Below are 24,824 nucleotides of genomic sequence, written 5' to 3'. Positions count from 1 at the left end.
AGGTCACTCGGTTAGCTAAAGAAATGTTTTATGCAGTCCCAGGCGTGAGGTTTTACGCCTGGGTGGATAAGCATCCCTTTATTTCTGGGTGTTAGCGAAAGGGCGAATAATCCATTTTCTGCACAGGTAAAATGTAAACCTCAACATAAAACTGGTACTAAAAAATTAAATTTTAGCCAGCTAACCGCTTGTTTAAAAATGGCGGATCACTACCTGTTTAATTTAATAAATTACCCACCTTCACCACCAGGAATCGAATTGTGTAGCGGTCTCAGCGTTACGGATGTTGCACGGCAATATCCGGGCTGAGCCGCTATCGAATAAGACGATTCACGGCATGCTAGCGAACTCTGACCGAACGTCTTTTTATTGATTTGCCGAAGAAATCCTGGAATAGCTCAGGGTTTTTTACCTCCAGTGAGGATGCATAAATGTCAAGAAAGGGGCTCTGGAAATTCTCTGTTTTTCATCCCCAATTAATTGATAAAAATGACATTTTCCCGCTGGTTTACAGGAAAAAACCACAAGGCTCGTTCGCAGGATGGAGGCTTAACAAGGCTCAACGTGACTTCATCAACGGTTTTTTTGAGGTCGGTAACGAGAAGGAGTGAATATTTAAAAAATATTCACTGATGATACCGGTATCTAAGGATGCCGGGCGTTTTTATGGATACTGATAACCTCGGCGGGATCAAGATAACATGAATAACATCTCAGTAACTCCTAAAGGCGGGACGCTCACTTCCCAGCTAAGCGGTAATCAAGTCAATTTGACTGCTCCGAGTGTAGTTAAACTCAATTTAAATCAATCTGATATCAAATCTTTCGCGCGCAGCAATAACGATCTGGTCATCACCACCAAATCGGGTGAAGTGGTGGTGATCCATAATTTTTACGGCCCTAACGGCGACAGCGATCTGGTCCTGCAGGATGACAGAGGTGCGCTGTGGTGGGTAGAAGATCCGGCCGATGGCGGCCACTTTGTTGCCATCGACAGCACCGATGGCCTGCTGGCTGAAAACAGCACAAACAACAATGCTATCGCGGCCTTCGGTCTGGGCGGCGCAGCTCTGGCAGGGATCGCAGCGATGTTTGCCGGAGCGCACAAAGGCGGCGGCTCGGGCGGTGAACAGAACAACGGCGGCGGCGATAACGGCGGCGGCAACAATGGCGGTGGTGACAACGGCGGTGGTGATAACGGCGGTGGTTCAGATACCACGCCACCGAATGCGGCCGCGAACCTCGTACTGACTGACGATGTGGGTACCATTCAGGGTGCTATCACCAACGGCACCGTGACGGATGACAGCACCCCAACGCTTACCGGTACCGCAGAGGCCGGCGCGGTGGTTAAAGTTTACGATGGTTCCACCCTGCTGGGCAGTGTCACCGTTGGCGCTGACGGCACCTGGAGCTTTACCACACCAGGCCTGTCTGATGGACAGCACAGCCTGACCGTCACCGTCACCGACGCCGCAGGCAACGTCAGTACAGCGACTTCCCCCATCACTTTCACGGTCGATACGGTTGCTCCGGAAGCGGTTGGCGATGTCACTGCTAGCAATAACAACGGCGAAACCTCAGTGCCGATCGCGGCCGGTGGTGTGACCAACGACAACACGCCAGAGATCAGCGGCAAAGGCGAACCGGGCAGCATCATCACCATCACCGATGGCACCACGGTTTTGGGTAGCGTCACTGCCGGTGCAGACGGTAGCTGGAGCTTCACTTCACCTGCACTGTCCGATGGCAGCCACACCTTGAGCATCACTTCGACCGATGCCGCAGGCAACGTCAGTGCAGCCACGACCATCACCTTCACGGTTGACGCCACGGCACCTGATGCTGCCAGCGATCTGCAACTGGAAAACAACAACGGTGATGTCTTCACACCGATTGCGGCAGGCGGTGAAACCAACGACAACACCCCAGTCCTGAGCGGTAAAGCGGAAGCGGGCAGCACGGTATCCATCTACGATGGCACTACGTTGTTAGGCACGGTTCTCGTCGGCAGCGATGGCACCTGGAGCTTTACCTCGCCACAGTTGGGTGAGGGTGAGCACAGCCTGACCACCACCGTGACCGATGCGGCCGGTAACGTCAGCCCGGCCAGCGATCCAATCAGCTTCACGGTGGACACTATTGCACCGGAAGCGGCAACCGGCCTGACCGTGACAGACAACGTCGGCGACAGCCAGGGCGAACTGGCCAACGGCGCAACCACCGACGACAACACGCCAACGCTGGCAGGCCAGGCGGAAGCTGGCAGTATCGTCACCATCTATGACGGCGACACCCTGCTCGGCAGCGTCACTGCCGGTTCAGACGGCAGCTGGAGCTTCACCACTCAGGCGCTAACCAACGGCGCACACAGCTTCACCGTGACCGTGACCGATGCCGCAGGCAACGTCAGCCCGGCCACCGATGCCTTTGATATCAACATTGAAGCCAGCCTGCCTCCAGCCACCAGTTCGCTGGAAGTCACCGACGATACCGGGGCAACGCTGGTACAGCTGGCAAACGGCGCGTTTACCCACGACAACACGCCAACCCTGAGCGGCCTTGCCAGCGCCAATGCCACCATCGTGATCTACAACGGCGATGTGGTGATTGGTAATGCCACGGCGGATGCAGACGGTCAGTGGGTGTTTGATACTTCAACCCTGCCAGACGGGACGTATAGCTTCCATGCAGTAGCCACCGATGCCGCAGGCAACACCGCAGACTCCATCACCATTTCCATCACCATTGATACCGTCGCACCGGAAGCCGCAGGCGATCTGGCTCTGGATAACGGCGATGGGGTTGCCATCACAGATGGCAGTGCCACCAACGACAGCACCCCAGTCCTGACCGGTACCGCTGAAGCGGGCAGCACGGTATCCATCTACGATGGCACAACGCTGCTGGGCACCGTGACTGTGGGCAGTGATGGCACCTGGAGCTTCACGTCACCAAAACTGACCGATGGCGAACACAGCCTGACCACCACGGTGACCGATGCGGCGGGCAATGTCAGCCCAGCGAGCGACCCTATCAGCTTCACCGTGGATACCGTTGCGCCGGATGCGGCCAGCGATCTGCAACTGGAAAACAACAACGGCGAGACACTCGTGCCAATCAGCGCGGGTGGTGAAACCAATGACAACACGCCAGAGCTGAGCGGCACGGCGGAAGCGGGCAGCACCGTATCCATCTACGATGGCTCTACGCTGCTGGGCACGGTTCTCGTCGGCAGCGACGGCACCTGGAGCTTTACCTCGCCACAGTTGGGTGAGGGTGAGCACAGCCTGACCACCACCGTGACCGATGCGGCCGGTAACGTCAGCCCGGCCAGCGATCCAATCAGCTTCACGGTGGACACTATTGCACCGGAAGCGGCAACCGGCCTGACCGTGACAGACAACGTCGGCGACAGCCAGGGCGAACTGGCCAACGGCGCAACCACCGACGACAACACGCCAACGCTGGCAGGCCAGGCGGAAGCGGGCAGTATCGTCACCATCTATGACGGCGACACCCTGCTCGGCAGCGTCACTGCCGGTTCAGACGGCAGCTGGAGCTTCACTACTCAGGCGCTGAGCAACGGCACACACAGCTTCACCGTCACCGTGACCGATGCCGCAGGTAACGTCAGCCCGGCCACCGATGCCTTTGATATCAACATCGAAGCCAGCCTGCCTCCGGCCACCAGTTCGCTGGAAGTCACCGACGATACCGGGGCAACGCTGGTACAACTGGCAAACGGCGCGTTTACCCATGACAACACGCCAACCCTGAGCGGCCTTGCCAGCGCCAATGCCACCATCGTGATCTACAGCGGCGATGTGGTGATTGGTAATGCTACGGCGGATGCAGACGGACAGTGGGTGTTTGATACTTCAACCCTGCCAGACGGGACGTATAGCTTCCACGCAGTAGCGACAGATGCCGCAGGCAACACCGCCGATTCCATCACCATCTCCATCACCATTGATACCGTCGCTCCGGAAGCCGCTGGCAACCTGGTACTCGACAATAACGATGGCACCGCACCGGTCGCCATTGCCGATGGTTCATCCACCAACGACAACACGCCAGTGCTGAGCGGTACCGCAGAAGCAGGCAGCATTGTGTCTGTTTATGATGGTTCAACGCTGCTCGGTACGGTCACGGTTGGCAGTGACGGTAGCTGGAGCTTCACCACTCCAGCACTGACCGAGGGCGAACACAGCCTGACCACCACCGTGACCGATGCGGCCGGTAACGTCAGCCCGGCCAGTGATCCAATCAGCTTCACGGTGGACACCATCGCACCGGAAGCGGCAACCGGTTTGACCGTCACAGACAACGTCGGCGACAGCCAGGGCGAACTGGCCAACGGCGCAACCACCGATGACAACACGCCAACCCTGGCAGGTCAGGCGGAAGCAGGCAGCATCGTCACCATCTATGACGGCGACACCCTGCTCGGCAGCGTCACTGCGGGTTCAGACGGCAACTGGAGCTTCACTACTCAGGCGCTGAGTAATGGCGCACACAGCTTCACCGTCACCGTGACCGATGCCGCAGGCAACGTCAGCCCGGCCACCGATGCCTTTGATATCAACATCGAAGCCAGCCTGCCTCCAGCCACCAGTTCGCTGGAAGTCACCGACGATACCGGTGCTGCGCTGGTGCTACTGGCAAACGGCGCGTTCACCCATGACAACACGCCAACCCTGAGCGGTTTGGCGAGCGCTAACGCCTCCATCGTGATCTACAACGGCGATGTGGTGATTGGCACGGCGACCGCCGATGCGGACGGTCAATGGGTCTTCCCGACCAGTACTCTGCCAGATGGCGTTTACAGCTTCCACGCGGTTGCCACTGATGCCGCAGGCAACACTGCCGACTCCATCACCATCTCCATCACCATCGACACCGTCGCTCCGGAAGCCGCAGGCAACCTGGCGCTGACCAATGATGATGGCGCGACACCGGTCGCGATTGCTGATGGCGCATCCACCAACGACAACACGCCAGTGCTGAGCGGTACCGCAGAAGCAGGCAGCATTGTCTCTGTCTACGATGGGTCAACGCTGCTGGGTACGGTCACTGTTGGCAGTGACGGTAGCTGGAGCTTCACCTCGCCGCAGTTGGGTGAGGGCGCACACAGTCTGACCACCACCGTGACGGATGCGGCGGGCAACGTCAGCCCAGCGAGTGATCCTGTTAACTTCACCGTGGATACCCTCGCGCCTGAAGCGGCAACCGGCCTGACCGTGTCAGACAACGTCGGCGACAGCCAGGGCGAACTTGCCAACGGCGCAACCACCGATGACAACACGCCAACCCTGGCAGGCCTGGCAGAAGCAGGCGGCATCGTCACCATCTATGACGGCGACACCCTGCTCGGCAGCGTCACTGCCGGTTCAGACGGCAGCTGGAGCTTCACTACCCAGGCGCTGAGTAACGGCGCACACAGCTTCACCGTGACCGTGACCGATGCCGCAGGCAACGTCAGCCCGGCGACGGGTGCCTTTGATATCAACATCGAAGCCAGCCTGCCACCGGCCACCAGTTCGCTGGAAGTGACCGACGATACCGGGGCGACGCTGGTGTTACTGGCAAACGGTGCGTTCACCCATGACAACACGCCAACCCTGAGCGGGCTGGCAACGGCCAATGCCTCTATCGTGATTTACAACGGCGATCAGATTATCGGTAGCGCAACGGCCGATGCTGACGGGCAATGGGTATTCGACACCACTGCGCTACCTGATGGCGAATACAGCTTCCATGCGGTCGCCACCGATGTCGCAGGCAACACCGCTGATTCCATCACCATCAACATCACCATTGATACGACCGCGCCTGACGCCGCCGGCGATCTGGCGCTGGTGAATGACAACGGCGCTGAGCCGCTGGCCGTAGCCGAAGGCGGTGCTACCAACGACAGCACGCCAACCCTGAGCGGTACGGCGGAAGCGGGTGCTCTCGTGAAGGTTTACGATGGCAGTACCCTGCTGGGCAGTGTCACCGCAGATGCCGAGGGCAAATGGAGTTTCACCACCCCAACGCTGACCGATGGCAACCACAGCCTGACCACCACGGTGACGGATGCGGCAGGCAATACCAGCGCCGCCTCTGATGCGTTCAACTTCAGCGTCGATACCGTACCGCCAGTTGCGGTAGGTGAGCTGGCACTGCTCAACAACAACGGCAGCGTGGACGTACCGATTGCCGCCAACGGCATCACTAACGACAACACGCCAGAACTGACAGGAACGGCAGAAGCCGGTGCGGTGATCACCATCTCCAACGGCGATACCGTGCTGGGCAGCGTAGTTGCAGGCAGCGATGGCAGTTGGAGCTTCACCAACTCAACCCTGGCCGATGGCACCTACACGCTGAGCGTCACGGCGACCGATGCTGCGGGCAACGTTAGCCCAGCCACTGACATCACCTTCACCATTGATACCGTCGCACCTGAAGCGGCAACGCTGGTCAGCGTGACGGATGACGTGGGTGATGCTCAAGGGCCGCTGGCCAGCGGCGATACCACCGATGACAGCACGCCAATTCTGCGCGGTACGGCTGAGCCTGATTCCATCGTTAAGATCTACGACGGCGAAACGCTGCTCGGTAGCGCAACGGTGGGCACTGACGGCAACTGGGTCTTCACGCCTGACGCTCTCAGCAACGGCGCACACAGCTTCACCGTCACAGTAACCGATGCCGCGGGTAACGTCAGCGCGGCGACCCCGGCCTTTGATCTGACGGTGGAAGCTTCTCTGCCACCGGCCACCAGTTCACTGGAAGTCACCGACGATACCGGTTCAGCACTGGTACAACTGGCGGACGGGGCGTTTACCCATGACAACACACCAACCCTGAGCGGTCTTGCTACAGCGAATGCCTCCATCGTGATTTACAACGGTGATGTGGTAATTGGCAGCGCAACGGCTGATGCCACAGGTCAGTGGGTGTTTGATACCACCACGCTGCCGGACGGTAGCTATGCCTTCCATGCGGTAGCCACTGACGTTGCAGGTAACAGCGCAGATTCCGTCACCATTAACATCACCATCGACACCGTTGTGCCGGAAGCGGCGGGCGATCAGTCGCTGGTGAACGACAATGGCGCAACACCGGTGGTGATCGCCGATGGTTCCTCTACCAACGACAGCACGCCAACCCTGAGCGGTACAGCGGAAGCGGGTACGGTGGTGAAAGTCTACGACGGCGATACCCTGCTGGGCAGCGCGGCGGTAGATGCCGATGGCAACTGGAGCTTCACCACACCAGAACTGAATGACGGCAGTCACAGTCTGACTACCACCGTGACCGATGCGGCGGGTAACGTCAGCGCGGCTTCCGATCCGATCACCTTCACGCTGGACACTGTTGCACCAGAAGCGGCGACCGATCTGCAACTGGCGAACGACAGCGGCAGCACCGTTGTGCCAATCACCGCTGGCAGCGATACCAACGACAGCACGCCGGTCCTGAGCGGCACAGCGGAAGCGGGCGACACGGTTTCCATCTACGACGGTACTACACTGCTGGGTACGGCCACCGTGGGGCAAGACGGCAGCTGGAGCTTCACTGTTCCGGCACTGGATGATGGCGCACACAGCCTGACCACCACCGTGACCGATGCGGCGGGTAACGTCAGTGCGGCTTCCGATCCGATTGCGTTTACGGTCGACACGGTAGCCCCCGAAGCCATTACCGGATTGACGGTGACGGATGACGTGGGCGATTCACAAGGCCAACTGGCGTCGGGCGCAACCACGGATGACAACACGCCAACCTTTGCCGGTCAGGCGGAAGCAGGCACCACCGTGAAAATTTACGATGGTGAAGTCCTGCTGGGCAGCACCACGGTGGGCAGCGATGGTAGCTGGAGCTTCACGCCTGTTGCCTTGAGCAACGGCGCACATAGCTTCACCACCACCGTGACCGATGCAGCGGGGAACGTCAGCTCAGCCTCTGCGGCCTTTGAACTCAACATTGATGGTAATCCGCCAGCTGCCACCAGCTCACTGGAGGTGACCGACGATACCGGTGCGACCCTGGTGCAACTGGCTGATGGGGCCTTTACCCATGACAACACGCCAACCCTGAGCGGTTTGGCACCGGCTGGTTCTGCTATCACCCTCTACAACGGCACGGAAGCGATCGGCAGCGTGACCGCCGGTGCAGACGGCCAGTGGGTGTTTGATACCACGACACTGCCAGACGGCACCTATGCCTTCCACGCGGTAGCCGTCGATCCAACCGGTAACACGGCAGACTCCATCACTATCACCATCACTATCGACACCGTGGCACCAGAAGCGGCAGGCGATCAGACGCTGGTGAATGACAACGGCGCAGAGCCAGTGGCAATTGCGGACGGTAGCGCCACCAACGACAACACGCCAACCCTGAGCGGCACGGCGGAAGCGGGCAGCGTGGTGACCGTATCCGATAACGGCAACGTGATCGGCAGCACCACGGCGGGAGACGACGGCAGCTGGAGCTTCACCACCCCAGCGCTGACCGACGGCGACCACAGCCTGACCACCACCGTCACCGATGCAGCCGGTAACAGCAGCCCGGCCAGCGACCCGATTGGCTTCACTGTGGATACCGTTGCGCCAGATGCGGTCAGCGGGGTCACCGTGACCGACAACGTAGGCGACAGCCAGGGCGAACTCGCCAGTGGCGCAACCACCGATGACAACACACCAACCTTCGCCGGTCAGGCGGAAGCGGGTGCAGTGGTTAGCGTCTACGATGGCGATACCTTGCTGGGTAGCGTCACCGTGGGTACGGACGGCAGCTGGAGCTTCACGCCGGATGCACTGACCAACGGCGCGCACAGCTTCACCACCACCGTGACGGATGCCGCAGGCAACGTCAGCGCGGCAAGTCCAGCGTTTGATCTGACCATTGACGCGGGCGCACCGCCAGTAACGACAACTCTGGTCGTGACTGACGATACCGGCGCAACGCTGGTGGAACTGGCGAATGGTGCATTTACTCATGACAGCACGCCAACCCTGAGTGGTACGGCGTCAGCGAGTGCGCTGATTACGCTGTATAACGGCAACACCGTGATTGGCTTCGCGACTGCCGATACCGAAGGTAAATGGGTATTTGATACCAGTGCGTTGCCGGACGGCAGCTATGCGTTCCACGCTGTAGCGACCGACTCCGCCGGTAACAACACTGACTCTGACACGATCAACATCACCATCGATACTGTCGTGCCAGAAGGCGTCAGCGGGATCACCGTGACCGACAACGTGGGCGACAGCCAGGGCGAACTCGCCAGTGGTGCAACCACCGATGACAACACACCAACCTTCGCTGGTCAGGCGGAAGCGGGTGCAGTGGTGAAAGTCTACGATGGCGATACCCTGCTGGGCAGCGTCACCGCAGGTACAGACGGTAGCTGGAGCTTCACGCCAGATGCCCTGACCAACGGTGCGCACAGCTTCACCGCTACCGTGACCGATGCCGCAGGCAACGTCAGTGCGGCGAGCCCGGCGTTTGACCTGACCATCGCAGCAGGTGTACCGCCAACCACCAGCTCGCTGGTGGTGACCGACGACACCGGCGCAACCCTGGTACAACTGGCGGATGGCGCATCCACCCATGACAACACCCCAACCCTGAGCGGCTTTGCTGGCGCGAATGACGCCATCACGCTGTACAACGGGGATGTGGTGATTGGCAATACCACGGCGGATGCAGACGGCCAGTGGGTGTTCGATACCAGCACGCTGCCGGACGGCACTTATGCCTTCCACGCGGTATCTACTGATGCGGCAGGCAACAGCGCGGACTCCATCACCATCACCGTGACTATCGACACCGTGGCACCGGATGCGGCAGGCGATCAGACGCTGGTGAACGACAACGGCGAAACCCCAGTCACTATCGCTGACGGCGGCGCCACCAACGACAACACGCCAACCCTGAGAGGTACGGCGGAAGCAGGCAGTGTGGTAACGGTATCCGATAACGGCAACGTGATCGGCAGCACCACGGCGGGCGATGACGGCAGCTGGAGCTTCACGACTCCAGCGCTGACCGACGGCGACCACAGCCTGACCACCACCGTCACCGATGCCGCCGGTAACAGCAGCCCGGCCAGCGATCCGATTGGCTTTACGGTTGATACTCAGGCTCCGGCAGCGGCGGGTGACGTGACGCTGAGCAACAACAGCGGCGACACCAGCGTACCGGTAGAAAATGGCGGCGCGACCAACACCGATACCCCGGTTCTGAGCGGTACTGGCGAGGCGGGCAGCACGGTTATTGTGACCGATAACGGCAATGTGATCGGCAGCACCACCGTAGGCAGTGATGGCAGCTGGAGCTTCACCACGCCTTCCCTGGACGATGGCGACCACAGCCTGAGCACCACGGTCACTGATCCGGCAGGCAACACCAGCCCGGCCAGCGATCCGATCGGCTTCACGGTAGATACCGTGGCACCAGAAGCGACCAGCGGGGTCACCGTGACCGACAACGTGGGCGACAGCCAGGGCGAACTCGCCAGTGGCGCAACCACCGATGACAACACACCAACCTTCGCCGGTCAGGCGGAAGCGGGCGGGGTGGTTAAAGTCTACGATGGCGACACCCTGCTGGGCAGCGTCACCGCAGGTACAGACGGCAGCTGGAGCTTCACGCCGGATGCCCTGACCAACGGTGCGCACAGCTTCACCACCACCGTCACCGATGCGGCAGGCAACGTCAGTGCAGAAAGCCCGGCGTTTGACCTGACCATCGCAGCAGGTGTACCACCAACCACCAGCTCGCTGGTGGTGACCGACGACACTGGCGCAACGCTGGTACAACTGGCGGATGGCGCATCCACCCATGACAACACCCCAACCCTGAGCGGCTTTGCTGGCGCAAATGACGCCATCACGCTGTACAACGGGGATGTGGTGATTGGCAATACCACGGCGGATGCAGATGGCCAGTGGGTGTTCGATACCAGCACGCTGCCGGACGGCACTTATGCCTTCCACGCGGTATCTACTGATGCGGCAGGCAACAGTGCGGACTCCATCACCATCACCGTGACTATCGACACCGTGGCACCGGAAGCGGCAGGCGATCAGACGCTGGTGAACGACAACGGCGAAACCCCAGTCACTATCGCTGACGGCAGCGCCACCAACGACAGCACGCCAACCCTGAGCGGCACGGCGGAAGCAGGCAGTGTGGTGACCGTATCCGATAACGGCAACGTGATCGGCAGCACCACGGCGGGCGATGACGGCAACTGGAGCTTTACTACCCCAGCCCTGACCGACGGCGACCACAGCCTGACCACCACCGTCACCGATGCAGCGGGTAACAGCAGCCCGGCCAGCGATCCCGTCAGCTTCACGGTGGATACTCAGGCTCCGGCGGCGGCGGGAGACATTACGCTGAGCAACAACGAAGGCAGCGCTTCTGTCCCGGTTCCGGCAGGTACGGCAACCAACGATCCGACGCCTGCTCTGAGCGGGACAGCGGAGGCAGGCAGCACGGTTATCGTCACCGATAACGGCAACGTGATTGGCAGCACCACCGTTGGCAGCGATGGCAACTGGAGCTTCACCACGCCTTCCCTCGGCGATGGCGACCACAGCCTGAGCACCACGGTCACTGATCCGGCAGGCAACACCAGCCCGGCCAGCGATCCGATCGGTTTCACGGTAGACACCGAGGCACCAGAAGGCGTCAGCGGGGTCACCGTGACCGACAACGTGGGCGACAGCCAGGGCGAACTCGCCAGTGGCGTAACCACCGACGACAACACGCCAACCTTCGCCGGTCAGGCAGAAGCCGGTGCCATTGTCCGGCTGTATGACGGCGATACGCTGCTGGGCAGTGCGACGGCGGGTACAGATGGCAGCTGGAGCATCACGCCAGATGCCCTGACCAACGGCGCGCACAGCTTCACCGCCACCGTGACCGATGCCGCAGGCAACGTCAGCGCAGCCAGCCCGGCGTTTGACCTGACCATCGCAGCGGGCGTACCGCCAACCACCAGCTCGCTGGTGGTGACCGACGACACCGGTTCGACGCTGGTTCAGTTGCAGAACGGTGCCTTCACCCATGATGACACGCCAACCCTGAGCGGCTTTGCTGGCGCGAATAACGCCATCACGCTGTACAACGGTGATGTGGTGATTGGCAATACCACGGCGGATGCAGACGGCCAGTGGGTATTCGATACCAGCACGCTGCCGGACGGCACCTATGCCTTCCACGCGGTAGCCACGGATGCGGCAGGCAACAACGCTGACTCCGTTACCATCAATATCACTATTGATACGCTGGCACCGGATGCGGCAGGCGATCTGACGCTGATCAACAACAACGGCGCAACGCCAGTAACCATCGCTGATGGCGCGCCAACCAACGACAGCACGCCAGCCCTGAGCGGTACGGCGGAAGCGGGCAGCGTGGTCACCGTATCCGATAACGGCAACGTGATCGGCAGCACCACGGTGGGAGACGACGGCAACTGGAGCTTTACTACCCCAGCCCTGACCGACGGCGACCACAGCCTGACCACCACCGTCACCGATGCAGCGGGTAACGTCAGCGGCACCAGCGATCCTGTCACCTTCACTCTGGATACCGTGCCACCTGTGGCGGCAACCAACCTGACGGTCACCGATAACGTTGGCGACATCCAGGGACCACTGACAGCCGGTGCAACCACAGATGACCGCACGTTAACGCTGGCCGGTGATGCTGAAGCCAACACCCTCGTGAAGGTTTACGACGGTGATGTGCTGCTAGGCAGCACCACGGCGGGCGCTGATGGTAGCTGGACCTTCACCACCGATGCCCTGAGTAATGGCCTGCACAGCCTGAATGTGACCGTCACCGATGCCGCGGGCAACGTTAGCCTTGCCACGACACCGTTCAACGTCACCGTCGCAGGCGATCTGCCTCCGGCGACCAACTCACTTGAAGTGACCGATGATACCGGCGCGACCCTGGTGCAGTTGGGTGAGGGTGCCAATACCCATGACAACACCCCAACCCTGAGCGGTGTAGCGAACCCGAATGATGCCATCACTCTCTACAACGGTGATGACGTGATCGGTAGCACCACCGCCGATGAAAACGGCCAGTGGGTGTTTGCGACCACCACGCTGCCAGACGGTGACTATGCATTCCATGCAGTGGCCACTGACGCAGCAGGTAACTCGGCGGATTCCGGCACCATTAACATCACCATTGATACCGTGGCACCGGATCCGGCGTCAGGCGTGACGTTGACCAATGACCAGGGCGATACTATCCCTGCGGGCGGCGCAACCAATGACAACACGCCAACCGTCAGCGGCAGCGGAGAAGCGGGCAGCACCGTGACCATCTCTGATGGCAACACCGTGCTGGGTAGCACCACCGTGGGTGACGATGGCACCTGGACCTACACCACACCACCACTCAACGATGGCGACCACAGCCTGACGACGACAGTGACCGATCCGGCGGGCAACACCAGCCCGGCGACCGATCCTGTGGCTGTCACGGTAGATACTCAGGCACCGGCGGCTGCGGACAATGTCCAGTTGAGCAACGATGAGGGTGAAAATCCTCAACCGATTGCGAATGGTGGCTCAACCAACGACGTGACACCGGTATTGAGCGGTACGGCGGAACCTGGCAGTACGGTCACCGTTTCTGATGGCGACAACATCCTGGGTTCAACCACCACAGACAGCGAGGGGAACTGGAGCTACACCACGCCTGTGTTGAATGAGGGCGATCACAGCCTGACCACCACCGTGACCGACCCGGCTGGGAACACCAGCCCGGCGAGCGCACCGGTGACCGTCACTGTGGATACCACCGCACCGGCCGCAGCAGATAACCTTGCATTGACCAATGATGTAACCGGGCTGCCAATCACCGAAGGCCAGTCAACCAGCGATGTTACGCCGGTGCTGAGTGGCACAGGTGAAGTGGGCAGTACGGTAACGGTGACTGACGGTGATGCGGTCCTTGGGACCACCACGGTCGATGCCGATGGCAACTGGAGCTTCACTACACCGACCCTGGGCGACGGCGATCACAGCCTGTCAGCCACGGTGACTGACCCGGCAGGTAACAGTAGCGCCGCCAGCGATCCCATCACCTTCACGGTGGATACTGCTGCACCAGCCGTAGCCAGTGAAGTGGTGCTCAACAACGACACCGGTGATACGCCAGTGTCGATTGTAAGCGGTGATATTACTAATGACGCAACGCCAGTGCTGAGCGGCATCGGGGAAGCTGGAACCATTGTCATTGTTTCTGATGGCGCTAACCCGCTGGGCAGCACCACCGTTAATGACGACGGCAGCTGGAGCTTTACTACCCCGATTCTGGGCGAAGGGGAGCACAGCCTGAGCGCCACCCTGGTGGATGCCGCAGGCAACAGCAGCCCGGCGACAACACCTATCACCTTCACGGTCGATACGCTGCCACCGGCAACGGCGGGCGATCTGACGCTGGAAAACGACAACGGCAGTTCGCCACAGCCGATCGGGGAAGGAGGGCTCACCAACGATGCAACGCCGCTGTTTAGCGGCAGCGCAGAAGCGGGCAGCACGGTCATTGTCAGCGATGGCGATACCGTTCTGGGGAGTGTGATTGCCGGTCCTGATGGTAGCTGGAGTTTCAGCGTGCCAGCGCTGGGTAATGGCGACCATAGCCTGAGTGCTACGGTGACTGATGCGGCAGGTAACAGCAGCTCTGCCACCTCACCAATCACCTTCACCGTCGATGCGACGGCACCTGCGGCAGCCACAGACATTGTGCTCAACAATGACAATGGCGCAGGTCTGGTGCTGATCGCGGATGGCAGCTACACCACGGACAATACACCGCTGTTGAGCGGAAATGCTGAAGCCGACAGTGTGGTCACTATCCTGGATGGCACCACTGTGCTCGGCTCGGTGGTTGCGGATGGTGACGGGGTCTGGAGTTTCAATACGCCAGTCCTGAGCGAAGGCAACCACAGCCTGAGCGTGACAGTGACGGACGCAGCAGGCAACGTGAGCACTGGCAGTGACGCTATCAGCTTCACGGTGGATACGGTGGCACCCGCCACGCCAGCGGATGTGGTGCTGAATAACGACAATGGCGCAACGCCAGTGGCGATTATCACCGGCGACTACACCAACGACGCAACGCCAGTCCTGAGCGGCAGTGCAGAAGTGGGTAGCACGGTCTACGTCTATGATGGCGATGACCTGCTGGGTACGGCCAGCGTCAACGATGACGGAAGCTGGAGCTATACCGCCAGCCTTGCCGACGGCAGCCATAGCCTGAGCGCCACCGTGGTGGATGACGCAGGTAACACCAGCCCGGCCAGTACGCCTGTCACCTTCGTGGTCGACACCGCAGCACCTGAGGCAGCGGATGCGGTATTGCTGAGCAGCAACGTTGGCAGTACACCAGTGGTGATTAACGATGGCGATATCACCAATGATGCTTCACCAGTCCTGAGCGGTACGGCAGAGATCGGCAGCACCGTATACATCTATGACGGAAGTGATACGCCAATTGGATCGCTGATTGTGGCGGATGATGGTGCCTGGAGCTTCACGCTGCCAACGCTGGGTGAAGGCGGTCACAGTATTACCACCGTCGTAACCGATGCGGCAGGGAACAGCAGCGGTGCAACAGCGGCAATCACCTTCACCGTGGATACCATTCCACCGGCAGCAGTTAACCTGGTGGCGGAAGATGCGAATGGTAACCCACTCAGCGGTGCAACCAGCGATAACGTCCCAGTCCTGAGCGGTACGGCAGAAGCCGGGGCGATCGTCACCTTGTATGACGGCGATAATCCGATTGGTTCCGTACAGGCGGATGCCACTACCGGCGCATGGAGCTTTAACGTGCCGCAGTTGGCAGATGGTAGCCATACCCTGAGCGCACTGGCGACCGATGCCGCAGGAAACGTCAGCCCGGCGGGTAACTCCGTCACGCTGAACGTGGATGCGACAGCGCCGGAAACCTCAGACTTTATCGTGACCAACGACAATGTGACGCCGGGCGTGCTAGTCCCGAATGAGGGGACGACCAACGACAACACACCTCTGCTGAGCGGCAACGCGGAAGCGGGTGCCCTGGTGACCATTTACGATAACGATGTAGAGATCGGTTCCGTGCAGGCGGATGCGATCACCGGCGACTGGAGCTTCAACACCAACGCGTTGGGTGAGGGTAGCCATCCGTTGAGCGTGACCGTAACCGATGCCGTGGGCAACGTTAGCCCGGCGTCAACGGTGGTCACGATCAACGTCGATACCATTGCGCCTGATGCCGTGGGTGACCTGGTGGTGAACAACAACGCCGGAGCAACGCTGGTGCCAATCGCCGATGGCGGTTCGACCAACGACACCACGCCAGAACTGACCGGTACGGCCGAAGCAGGCAGTATCGTGACGGTTTACTACGGTGAGCTGGCGCTGGGCTCTGTCAGTGTGGGCGCGGACGGTAAATGGATCTTTATTACGCCGGAAGGTACGCCAGGCACAACCTATACCCTGGACGTCACGGTCACGGATGCCGCAGGCAACGTGAGCGATCCGGCCTCGGTGACCTTTACCATCGACACCACGCCACCGATTGTGGCGGGCGATCTGGCCCTGAACAACGACCTGAGTGGGACTGACGTACCGATTGCAGCAGACAGCAGCACCCGCGATAACACGCCAGTGTTTAGCGGCACCGCTGAACCGGGCGGCATCGTGACGATCTCTGATAACGGCGTAGTCCTTGGCAGTACGGTCGCCGCAGCAGGCACGGGCGAATGGAGCTTTACAACGCCAACGCTGGCGGATGGCAGCCACAGCCTGACCACCACTGTCACCGATGCGGCAGGTAACGTCGGGCCAGCAAGTGAAGGCTATGACTTTACTGTCGATACCGTGGCACCAGAGGCGATTAGCGACCTGACGTTGAGCAACGACAATGTCACTCCAGAGACCGGCATTGCCGATGGTGCCCTGACCAATGACAACACACCGTTGTTGAGCGGAACCACCGAAGGCAATGGGATTGTCACTGTTTATGATGGCGATGTCCTGCTCGGCTCTGTGGTGGCAAATGACGCGGGGGTCTGGAGCTACAACGCCAGCCTGTCCGAAGGGTTACATACCCTGAACGTCACGGTGACCGATGCCGCAGGTAACGTCAGTGCTCCGGCTTCTATTAGCCTGGATGTTGACTCCATAGCACCGGATGCCGCAGGCAATCTCACCATCGTCAATAATAACGGCGCTACGCCGGTCGCCATTGGCGATAACACGACTACCAACGACAACACGCCGCTGATCAGTGGCAGTGCGGAAGTGGGCAGTATTGTCACAATCATTGACGCCAACCTCGGCGTGCTGGGCAGCGTTGCCGTCGGTAGCAGCGGCAGCTGGAGCTTCACGCCAACGCTGGACGATGGAACCTACACCTTGACCGTCACGGTCACTGATGCGGCAGGTAACGTCAGCGATGCAACGGATCCGTTCACCTTCACCGTGGATGCCACCGATCCTAATGTCACTACGCTGATTGCCAGCGATGATAACGGCGCTACGCCGTTTGAAATCGGCGATGCGGGACTGACCAACGACAATACGCCATTGTTGTCGGGCATCACCACCGAGGCAAACGCGATAATTACCCTGTATGACAACAATGTGGTGATTGGTTCTACCACTGCGGATGCCGGGGGTAACTGGAGCTTTAGCCCGGCTTCACTGACAGATGGAGACCATGTCTTTACCGCCACCGTCACCGATGAGATCGGCAACGTTAGCCAGGCGTCTGCACCTTACACCATTACGGTGGATGCAACGGCACCTGATGCTGCCAGCGAACTGCTGCTGCAAAACAACAGCACAGCAACGCCGGTAGATATTGCCAATGGTGGCCTCACCAACGACAGCACACCGCTGTTTAGCGGGGTCGCGGAAGCCAACAGCATCGTACGTATTCTGGTGGATGGCGTGGAGCAGGGTTCTGTAACGGCCAACTCCAGCGGCGAGTGGAGCTATGTGCTCAGTCCAGCGCTGACTGACGCTACGCATACTCTCTCCGCCAGCGTCACCGATGCAGCGGGGAACGTCAGCGGCTTGTCCAGCGTCACCGTCACCGTGGATACGATTGCACCGGCTCAAATCACGACTTACACCGTGAATAACAACGCCGGCGCGGTGCCTGTGGCTATCCTGAATGGCGACAGCACCAACGACAGCACTCCGGTTCTGCGTGGCACCACCGGTGAGCCTGGCTCACTGATTCAGGTCTACTCAGATGACGTGCTGGTGGGCTCGGCCACCGTGGGTGACAACGGCGTGTGGCGTGTAGAAACCTCTGCGCTGCTGGATGGCACGCACATTCTCACCATCACCGCGACGGATGCGGCCGGTAACGTGAGCACAGCGTCAGCAGACTTCACGTTAACCATCGATACCGTGGCACCAGACCCGGTTGGTGACCTGGTGGTCTTCGACAATGCCGGTGCTGCAACGGGTGAGCTGGCCTACGGTGAAATCACCGATGACAGTACGCCAACTCTCTCGGGTTCGGCTGAGCTGAACAGCATCGTCTCCATCTATGATGGTTCGACGCTGCTTGGCACGGCAGTGACCGATGCAGACGGTAACTGGACCTTCACCACCGCGGTGTTGAGCAATGGTCGCCACGACTTCACCACCACCGTCACCGATGCAGCGGGTAACGTCAGTGGTGCGGCACCGAACCCATCATTCGCTATTAACATCGACGCGGATCTGCCGCCTGCTACCAGCACGCTGCAAATCACCGATGACAGTGGGGCAGTACCGCTGGCGGTAGCAGACGGTGGCGAAACCAAAGACTCCACACCGGTTCTCACCGGGGTAACGGCCACCGGCACTTACGTCGATATTTCGATAGATGGCACCGTGGTTGCGGCCAGTGTGACGGTGGATGCTAACGGTCAGTGGAGCTATACCCCTACTGCTGCGCTGCTGGATGGACCTCATACCCTCTCAGTGGTGGTGATCGATGCGGTGGGTAACCCTGGTGAAACGGCCTCGGTCACGATTACCGTTGACACCCTTGCCCCAGATGCGGTGGATAACCTGCTGGTGAGCAATAACAACGGCGCAACGCCGGTGGAAATTGCCAACGGCACGGCTACCAACGACAACACCCCAGCGGTTTCGGGGACGGCGGAAGCGGGCGGTCTGGTCACCATCTACGATGGCACCACGGTGCTGGGCTCTACCGTTGCCGATGCCACCAGTGGTGCCTGGACCTTCACCAGCCCGCTGTTGAGCAACGGTAGCCACTTTATCAGCGTGACGGTAACGGATGCAGCGGGCAACGTCAGCCAGCCTTCTTCTACTACCGCCTTCCTGGTGGATACTGTGGCTCCGTCTCCGGCCACCGGCCTGACGGTCAGCAACAACAACGTCACGCCAAACGTAACTGTCCCTAACGGGGGTACCACCAACGACAATACGCCAGCCGTCAGCGGCCAGGCCGAAGCCAACAGCATTGTCACCATTTATGATGGCACGCTGGTTCTCGGCTCGGTCACTGCCAGTGCAACCGGTGCGTGGAGCTACACCACCACGGCCCTGAGCGAAGGCACCCATACCCTGAGCGCCAGAGTAACGGACGCGGCGGGTAACGTCAGTGTGGCCTCCAGCACGGCAACGGTGGTGGTGGATACTGTGGCACCAACCGGCTTGACGCTGAACGCCAGCAACAACGACGGCTCTACGCCGGTGCTGATTGCCAACGGCGGCCTGACCAACGACAGCACACCGCTGTTGAGCGGGCAGGCAGAGGCGAACAGCGTGGTCAGAGTGTATGACGGGGCTAACCTGCTGGGTTCAGTGGTGGCAGGCAGCAGCGGGGCGTGGAGTTTCATCACCACCACCGCGCTGGCGCAGGGGCTTCATACCCTGAGTGCCACTGCAACGGATGCGGCGGGCAACATCAGCACCACGGTCACCACGACGCTGAATATCGACTCGGTCGCGCCTGGTGCTACTACCCTCACCGTGACCGATAACGTCGGTGCGATTACCGGTGCAGTCACCAGCGGCACGGCAACGGATGACAATACGCCAACCCTGAGCGGCACCGCCGAGGCAGGCAGCATTGTGACCATTGTTGATGGCAGCACGGTGCTGGGCTCTGTGGTCGCGGATGCTACCAGCGGCGCATGGACCTTCACGACTAACGCCCTGAGCGATGGTACTCATCCTCTGAGCGTGACGGTGAAAGATGCGGCGGGTAACACCAGTGCCGCCACCAGCTTCTCGCTGGTGGTCGATACCACGGCACCGGTGGCTTCAACGCTCACCATCAGCAACAACAACGTGACGCCAAACGTCACGGTCACCAACGGCGGCACCACCAACGACAACACGCCACTGCTGAGCGGCACGGCGGAAGCGGGCAGCATTGTCAAAATCTACGACAATGGTGCTTTGCTGGGGTCAGTGGTGGCGAATGCCACGACCGGGGCCTGGAGCTACATCACCTCAGCGCTGCCGGATGGTACTCATCCGCTGAGCGTCACAGTGACTGATGCAGCAGGTAATGTCAGTGGGACCACTAACGCCAGCGTGATTATCGATACGCTGGCACCTACCGGGCTGACATTGAGTGCCAGCAACAATAACGGCGCAACGCCGGTATTGATTGCCAACAACGGCATCACCAATGACAGCACGCCAACCCTGAACGGTGTGGCGGAAGCGGGCAGTCGTGTGGTGATCACCGAAGGTACCACGGTGATTGGTTCTACCACGGCAGGCAGCAACGGACAGTGGAGCCTGGTGGTGACTACCGCACTGGGCCAGGGCGCGCATACGCTGAGCGCCACGGCAACCGATGCAGCAGGTAACACCAGCACGGCAGTAACGACGACCTTCACTGTCGATACCATCGCGCCAGCCGCCAGCAGCCTGACGGTGACTGATGATGTGGGGCCAAATCAGGGAACGTTGGCGAATGGAGCCTTCACCGATGACACCACGCCAACCCTGAGCGGCACTGCCGAAGCGGGTAGCCTGGTGACCATCTATGACGGCACAACGGTGCTGGGTTCTGTGGCCGCTAACGCCACTACCGGCGCGTGGACCTACACCACCAATCCGTTGAGTACCGGTGCTCATGCGCTGAACGTGACGGTCACCGATGCCGCAGGCAACACCAGCGTAGCGTCGACCACAGTGAATATCACCGTGGATACCACCGCGCCGGATGCTTCGACGCTGGTGCTGACCAACGACAACGTGACGCCAAACACCACCATTGCGGCGGGGAGTTCCACCAACGACAGCACACCACGTCTCAGCGGCGTGGCGGAACCAGGTACGGTTATCACCATTTACGACAACGGCAACGTGCTGGGCAGTACCACCACCAATGCCACCACCGGTGCATGGAGCTTTAACGTCACCACCGCGCTGACCGATGGCTTCCATCCGATCAGCGTGACCGTGACGGATGCAGCAGGTAACGTCAGCGGCACCACCACGGCATCAGTGACTGTGGATACCGTGGCACCAACCGGCCTGACGCTCTCTGCCGCGAACAATAACGGCAGCACTGTCGTGGCGATTGCCAACAACGGCGTAACCAACGACAGCACACCTCTGCTGCGTGGGAATGGTGAGATCGGGGCCAAAGTGTATGTCTACGACGGCACTACGCTGCTGGGCAGCACCACGGTCACCAGTGCGGGCACCTGGAGCTTCGTCACCTCGACGCTGAGCCAGGGTCTGCACACGCTGAACGTCAATCAGGTGGATGCCGCCGGAAACATCGGTGCCACTTCGGCGGTAACGCTGACCGTGGATACCGTGGCACCGGGTGCCAGTACGTTAACGGTCTATGATGATGTGGGCACCAGTCAGGGCTTCCTGAGCAGTGGTGCAGTCACGGATGACAACCGGCCAACCCTGGCCGGTACGGCTGAAGCCGGTAGCATTGTTACCGTCTACGACGGTACAACCGTGCTGGGATCGGTCACGGCGAACGCCACCACTGGCGCATGGACTTACACCACCAATGCGTTGAGCGAAGGTAACCATACGCTGAGCGTGAAGGCGACGGATTCGGCGGGTAATACCGGCGTCTCTTCAACGGCCATCACCATCACGGTGGATACCATCGCGCCAACGGCTTCTACGCTGGCGATCACCAACAACAACGTGACGCCAAACGTCACAGTGGCGAATGGGGCCGCAACCAACGACAACACGCCGTTGTTGAGCGGGTCAGCAGAAGTGGGCAGTGTGGTCACCATCCTTGATGGCACCAACGTGCTTGGCTCGGTCACCGTAGGCAGTGCGGGCACCTGGACCTTTATCTCCAGCGCGTTGGCTGAAGGTACGCACACCCTCAACGTCAGCGTCAGAGATACTGCCGGTAACGTGAGTGGCACCACCTCGGCCACCATCATCGTGGATACCATTGCGCCAGTGGGTCTGACGGCGGCAGCGGCCAACAACAACGGCAGCACGCCAGTGGCGATTGCCAACGGCGCGGTCACCAACGACAGCACACCGCAGTTAAGCGGCAGTGGTGAAGTGGGGGCGAAAGTCAGTGTTTACGATGGCACCACGCTGCTGGGCACCACTACCGTTGCCAGCAACGGCACCTGGAGCTTCGTCACGTCGACGCTGTCTCAGGGAACCCATACGCTGGTCATCAACCAGACCGATGCGGCCGGTAACACCGGAGCCAACGTTACGCTCACGCTGACGGTGGATACGGTAGCGCCGAATGCCTCAACGCTGACCGTGACCAACAACGATGTTACCCCTAACACGACGATTGCCAACGGGGCTTATACCCGTGATGCAACGCCGCTGTTGAGTGGTACGGCGGAAGCGGGTGGCCTGGTCACCATCTACGATGGTGCAACGCTGCTGGGTTCAGTGGTCGCGAATGCCGCTACGGGGGCGTGGACATATCAAAGTGGAACGCTGAGTAACGGCACGCACAACCTGAGCGTGACGGTAACGGATGCAGCAGGCAACGTGGGCAACGCAGCAACGTCAACCTTGATTGTTGATACTGTTGCGCCAAACGCGCCAACTTCGCTGGTGGTGAATGATGCCGGGACCCTCCTCACCGGTCTGGGTGAAGCGGGAACCACCGTCACGGTCCGTGATGCTGGCGGCAACGTGGTGGGTACGGGTACGGTGAACAGCAGCGGCAGCTTCTCTGTCACGTTGACCACCGCTCAGACCACCGGCGCGGCGCTCGCGGTTACCCTGACGGATGCGGCGGGCAACGTTTCTAACAGCGCCTCGGCAACCGGTGCCATCCTGATCAGTGCGGTGAATGATGTTACCAACCTGAACTACACGGCGACTACGCAGACCACCACGCACGGTGTGACGTCGAAATCTGCTTCAGCGCTGTTGTCAGTGGGACTTGGGGATGTCATCAACCTCAACGTGTTGGGTAACAACCCATACCTGTCGTTCACGGTGGGCAATGGTGAGACCCGTACGCTGGCGGTGACCGGTTCGCAAACCGGTATCTCGGTGCTGTCAACGGTCTATCTGGAGGTGTACAAACTGACGGATGCAGCCACCAACAGCTATACCAAGGTCTCCGCAACCACGCTGTTCAGTACGCTGGTCTCCATCTTCGCGGTGACTAACTCCGGTAGTACCACGGTGACACTGAACGGTTCAGGCACCTATATCGTGTTCCTTGCTGCCAGTGGCGTGGGGCTGTTGACCACCAACACCGTCAGAACCACCAGTGACGTGTCAACCGAGCAGCTCTCTGTCTCCAGTACGGTCACCGGTAACCTGCTGACCAATGACACCAGCTCCGTAGCGGGAACCATCCCGGCTGGCACGGCGGTGACCACCATTGCAGGCCAGACGGTAGGCAGCACCGGTGTTACAACCATCACCACCGCTTACGGTACGCTGACGATTGATTCGCACGGGAACTACACCTACGTGCTGAAGGCCGGCATCGACATTGCAACACTGCCAGGTGCCGATACCTTCAGCTACTCGGTGACGGATTCCCACGGTGCGGTGACATCCGCCACGCTGACGGTTGACCTGACCCACTCTGCGGCGCTGCTGAGTACGAACAGTCTGTTCGCGACCGCCAGCGTTGAGACGGCGGACAGTGATGCCACCTCAGCCCATGGCAGCATCTACAGCGATTCGTCTACCAGCCATACCGGCACCCTGAGCATCACCAATGAGCACGGCGACACCACCACCGTGAGCAGCAGTGGTACCACTCAGGTGGCGGGTGACTACGGTACGTTGAGCATTGCGGCCGACGGTAGCTACACCTACACCCTGACCGCAGGCCTGGATGCGCAGACCATTACCCACAAAGAGGAGTTCAGCTACAGCCTGGCGTCTACCAACGGCACCATTACCACCAACACGTTCACGATTGAGCTGCATCCGACAATCACCGGAACCAGTGGTAATGACACGCTGACCAGTAGCGCCTATGACGACACCATCACTTCGGGAGCAGGCACCGATACCCTGGTGTATCACCTGTTGAGCAGTGCCGATGCGACGGGCGGAAACGGTCACGATACCTGGACCGATTTCTCTGTGGCGAACGGTGACAAAATTGACGTCAGCAACCTGCTGATCGGATGGAATGATTCCACAAGTAATATTAATGATTTTGTGAAAGTGGACCATACTTCTGACGGTAACACTGTGCTATCAATTGACCGTGATGGTACGGGTACGGCTTACAGCAGTACGCAGCTGATTACCCTGGAAGGCGTCAATGCAACTCTGGAGGAACTGGTACAGCAACCACACCAGATCCATAACGTTTAA

At 60.1% G+C, this 24,824-nt stretch carries 1 protein-coding gene; it reads left to right on the top strand.

Features of this window, described 5'->3' with window-relative positions:
- Nucleotides 1-701 precede the first annotated feature (701 nt).
- Nucleotides 702-24,824 carry an Ig-like domain-containing protein gene (locus tag F3J40_RS06180; protein WP_167013016.1) on the top strand — a complete coding sequence of 8,041 codons (24,123 nt, stop codon included), beginning with the start codon at nucleotides 702-704 and terminating at the stop codon, nucleotides 24,822-24,824.

Origin of the sequence: Candidatus Pantoea multigeneris, assembly GCF_011752615.1 — a bacterium.
Classification (GTDB): Bacteria; Pseudomonadota; Gammaproteobacteria; order Enterobacterales; family Enterobacteriaceae; genus Pantoea; species Pantoea multigeneris.
Note: the sequence above shows the minus strand (reverse complement) of the source record. Positions and strands in the feature narration are given on the sequence as shown.

Excerpts from the sequence above, each read along its gene's own strand:
- F3J40_RS06180 (WP_167013016.1), top strand. The coding sequence starts at position 702 with ATGAATAACATCTCAGTAACTCCTAAAGGCGGGACGCTCACTTCCCAG.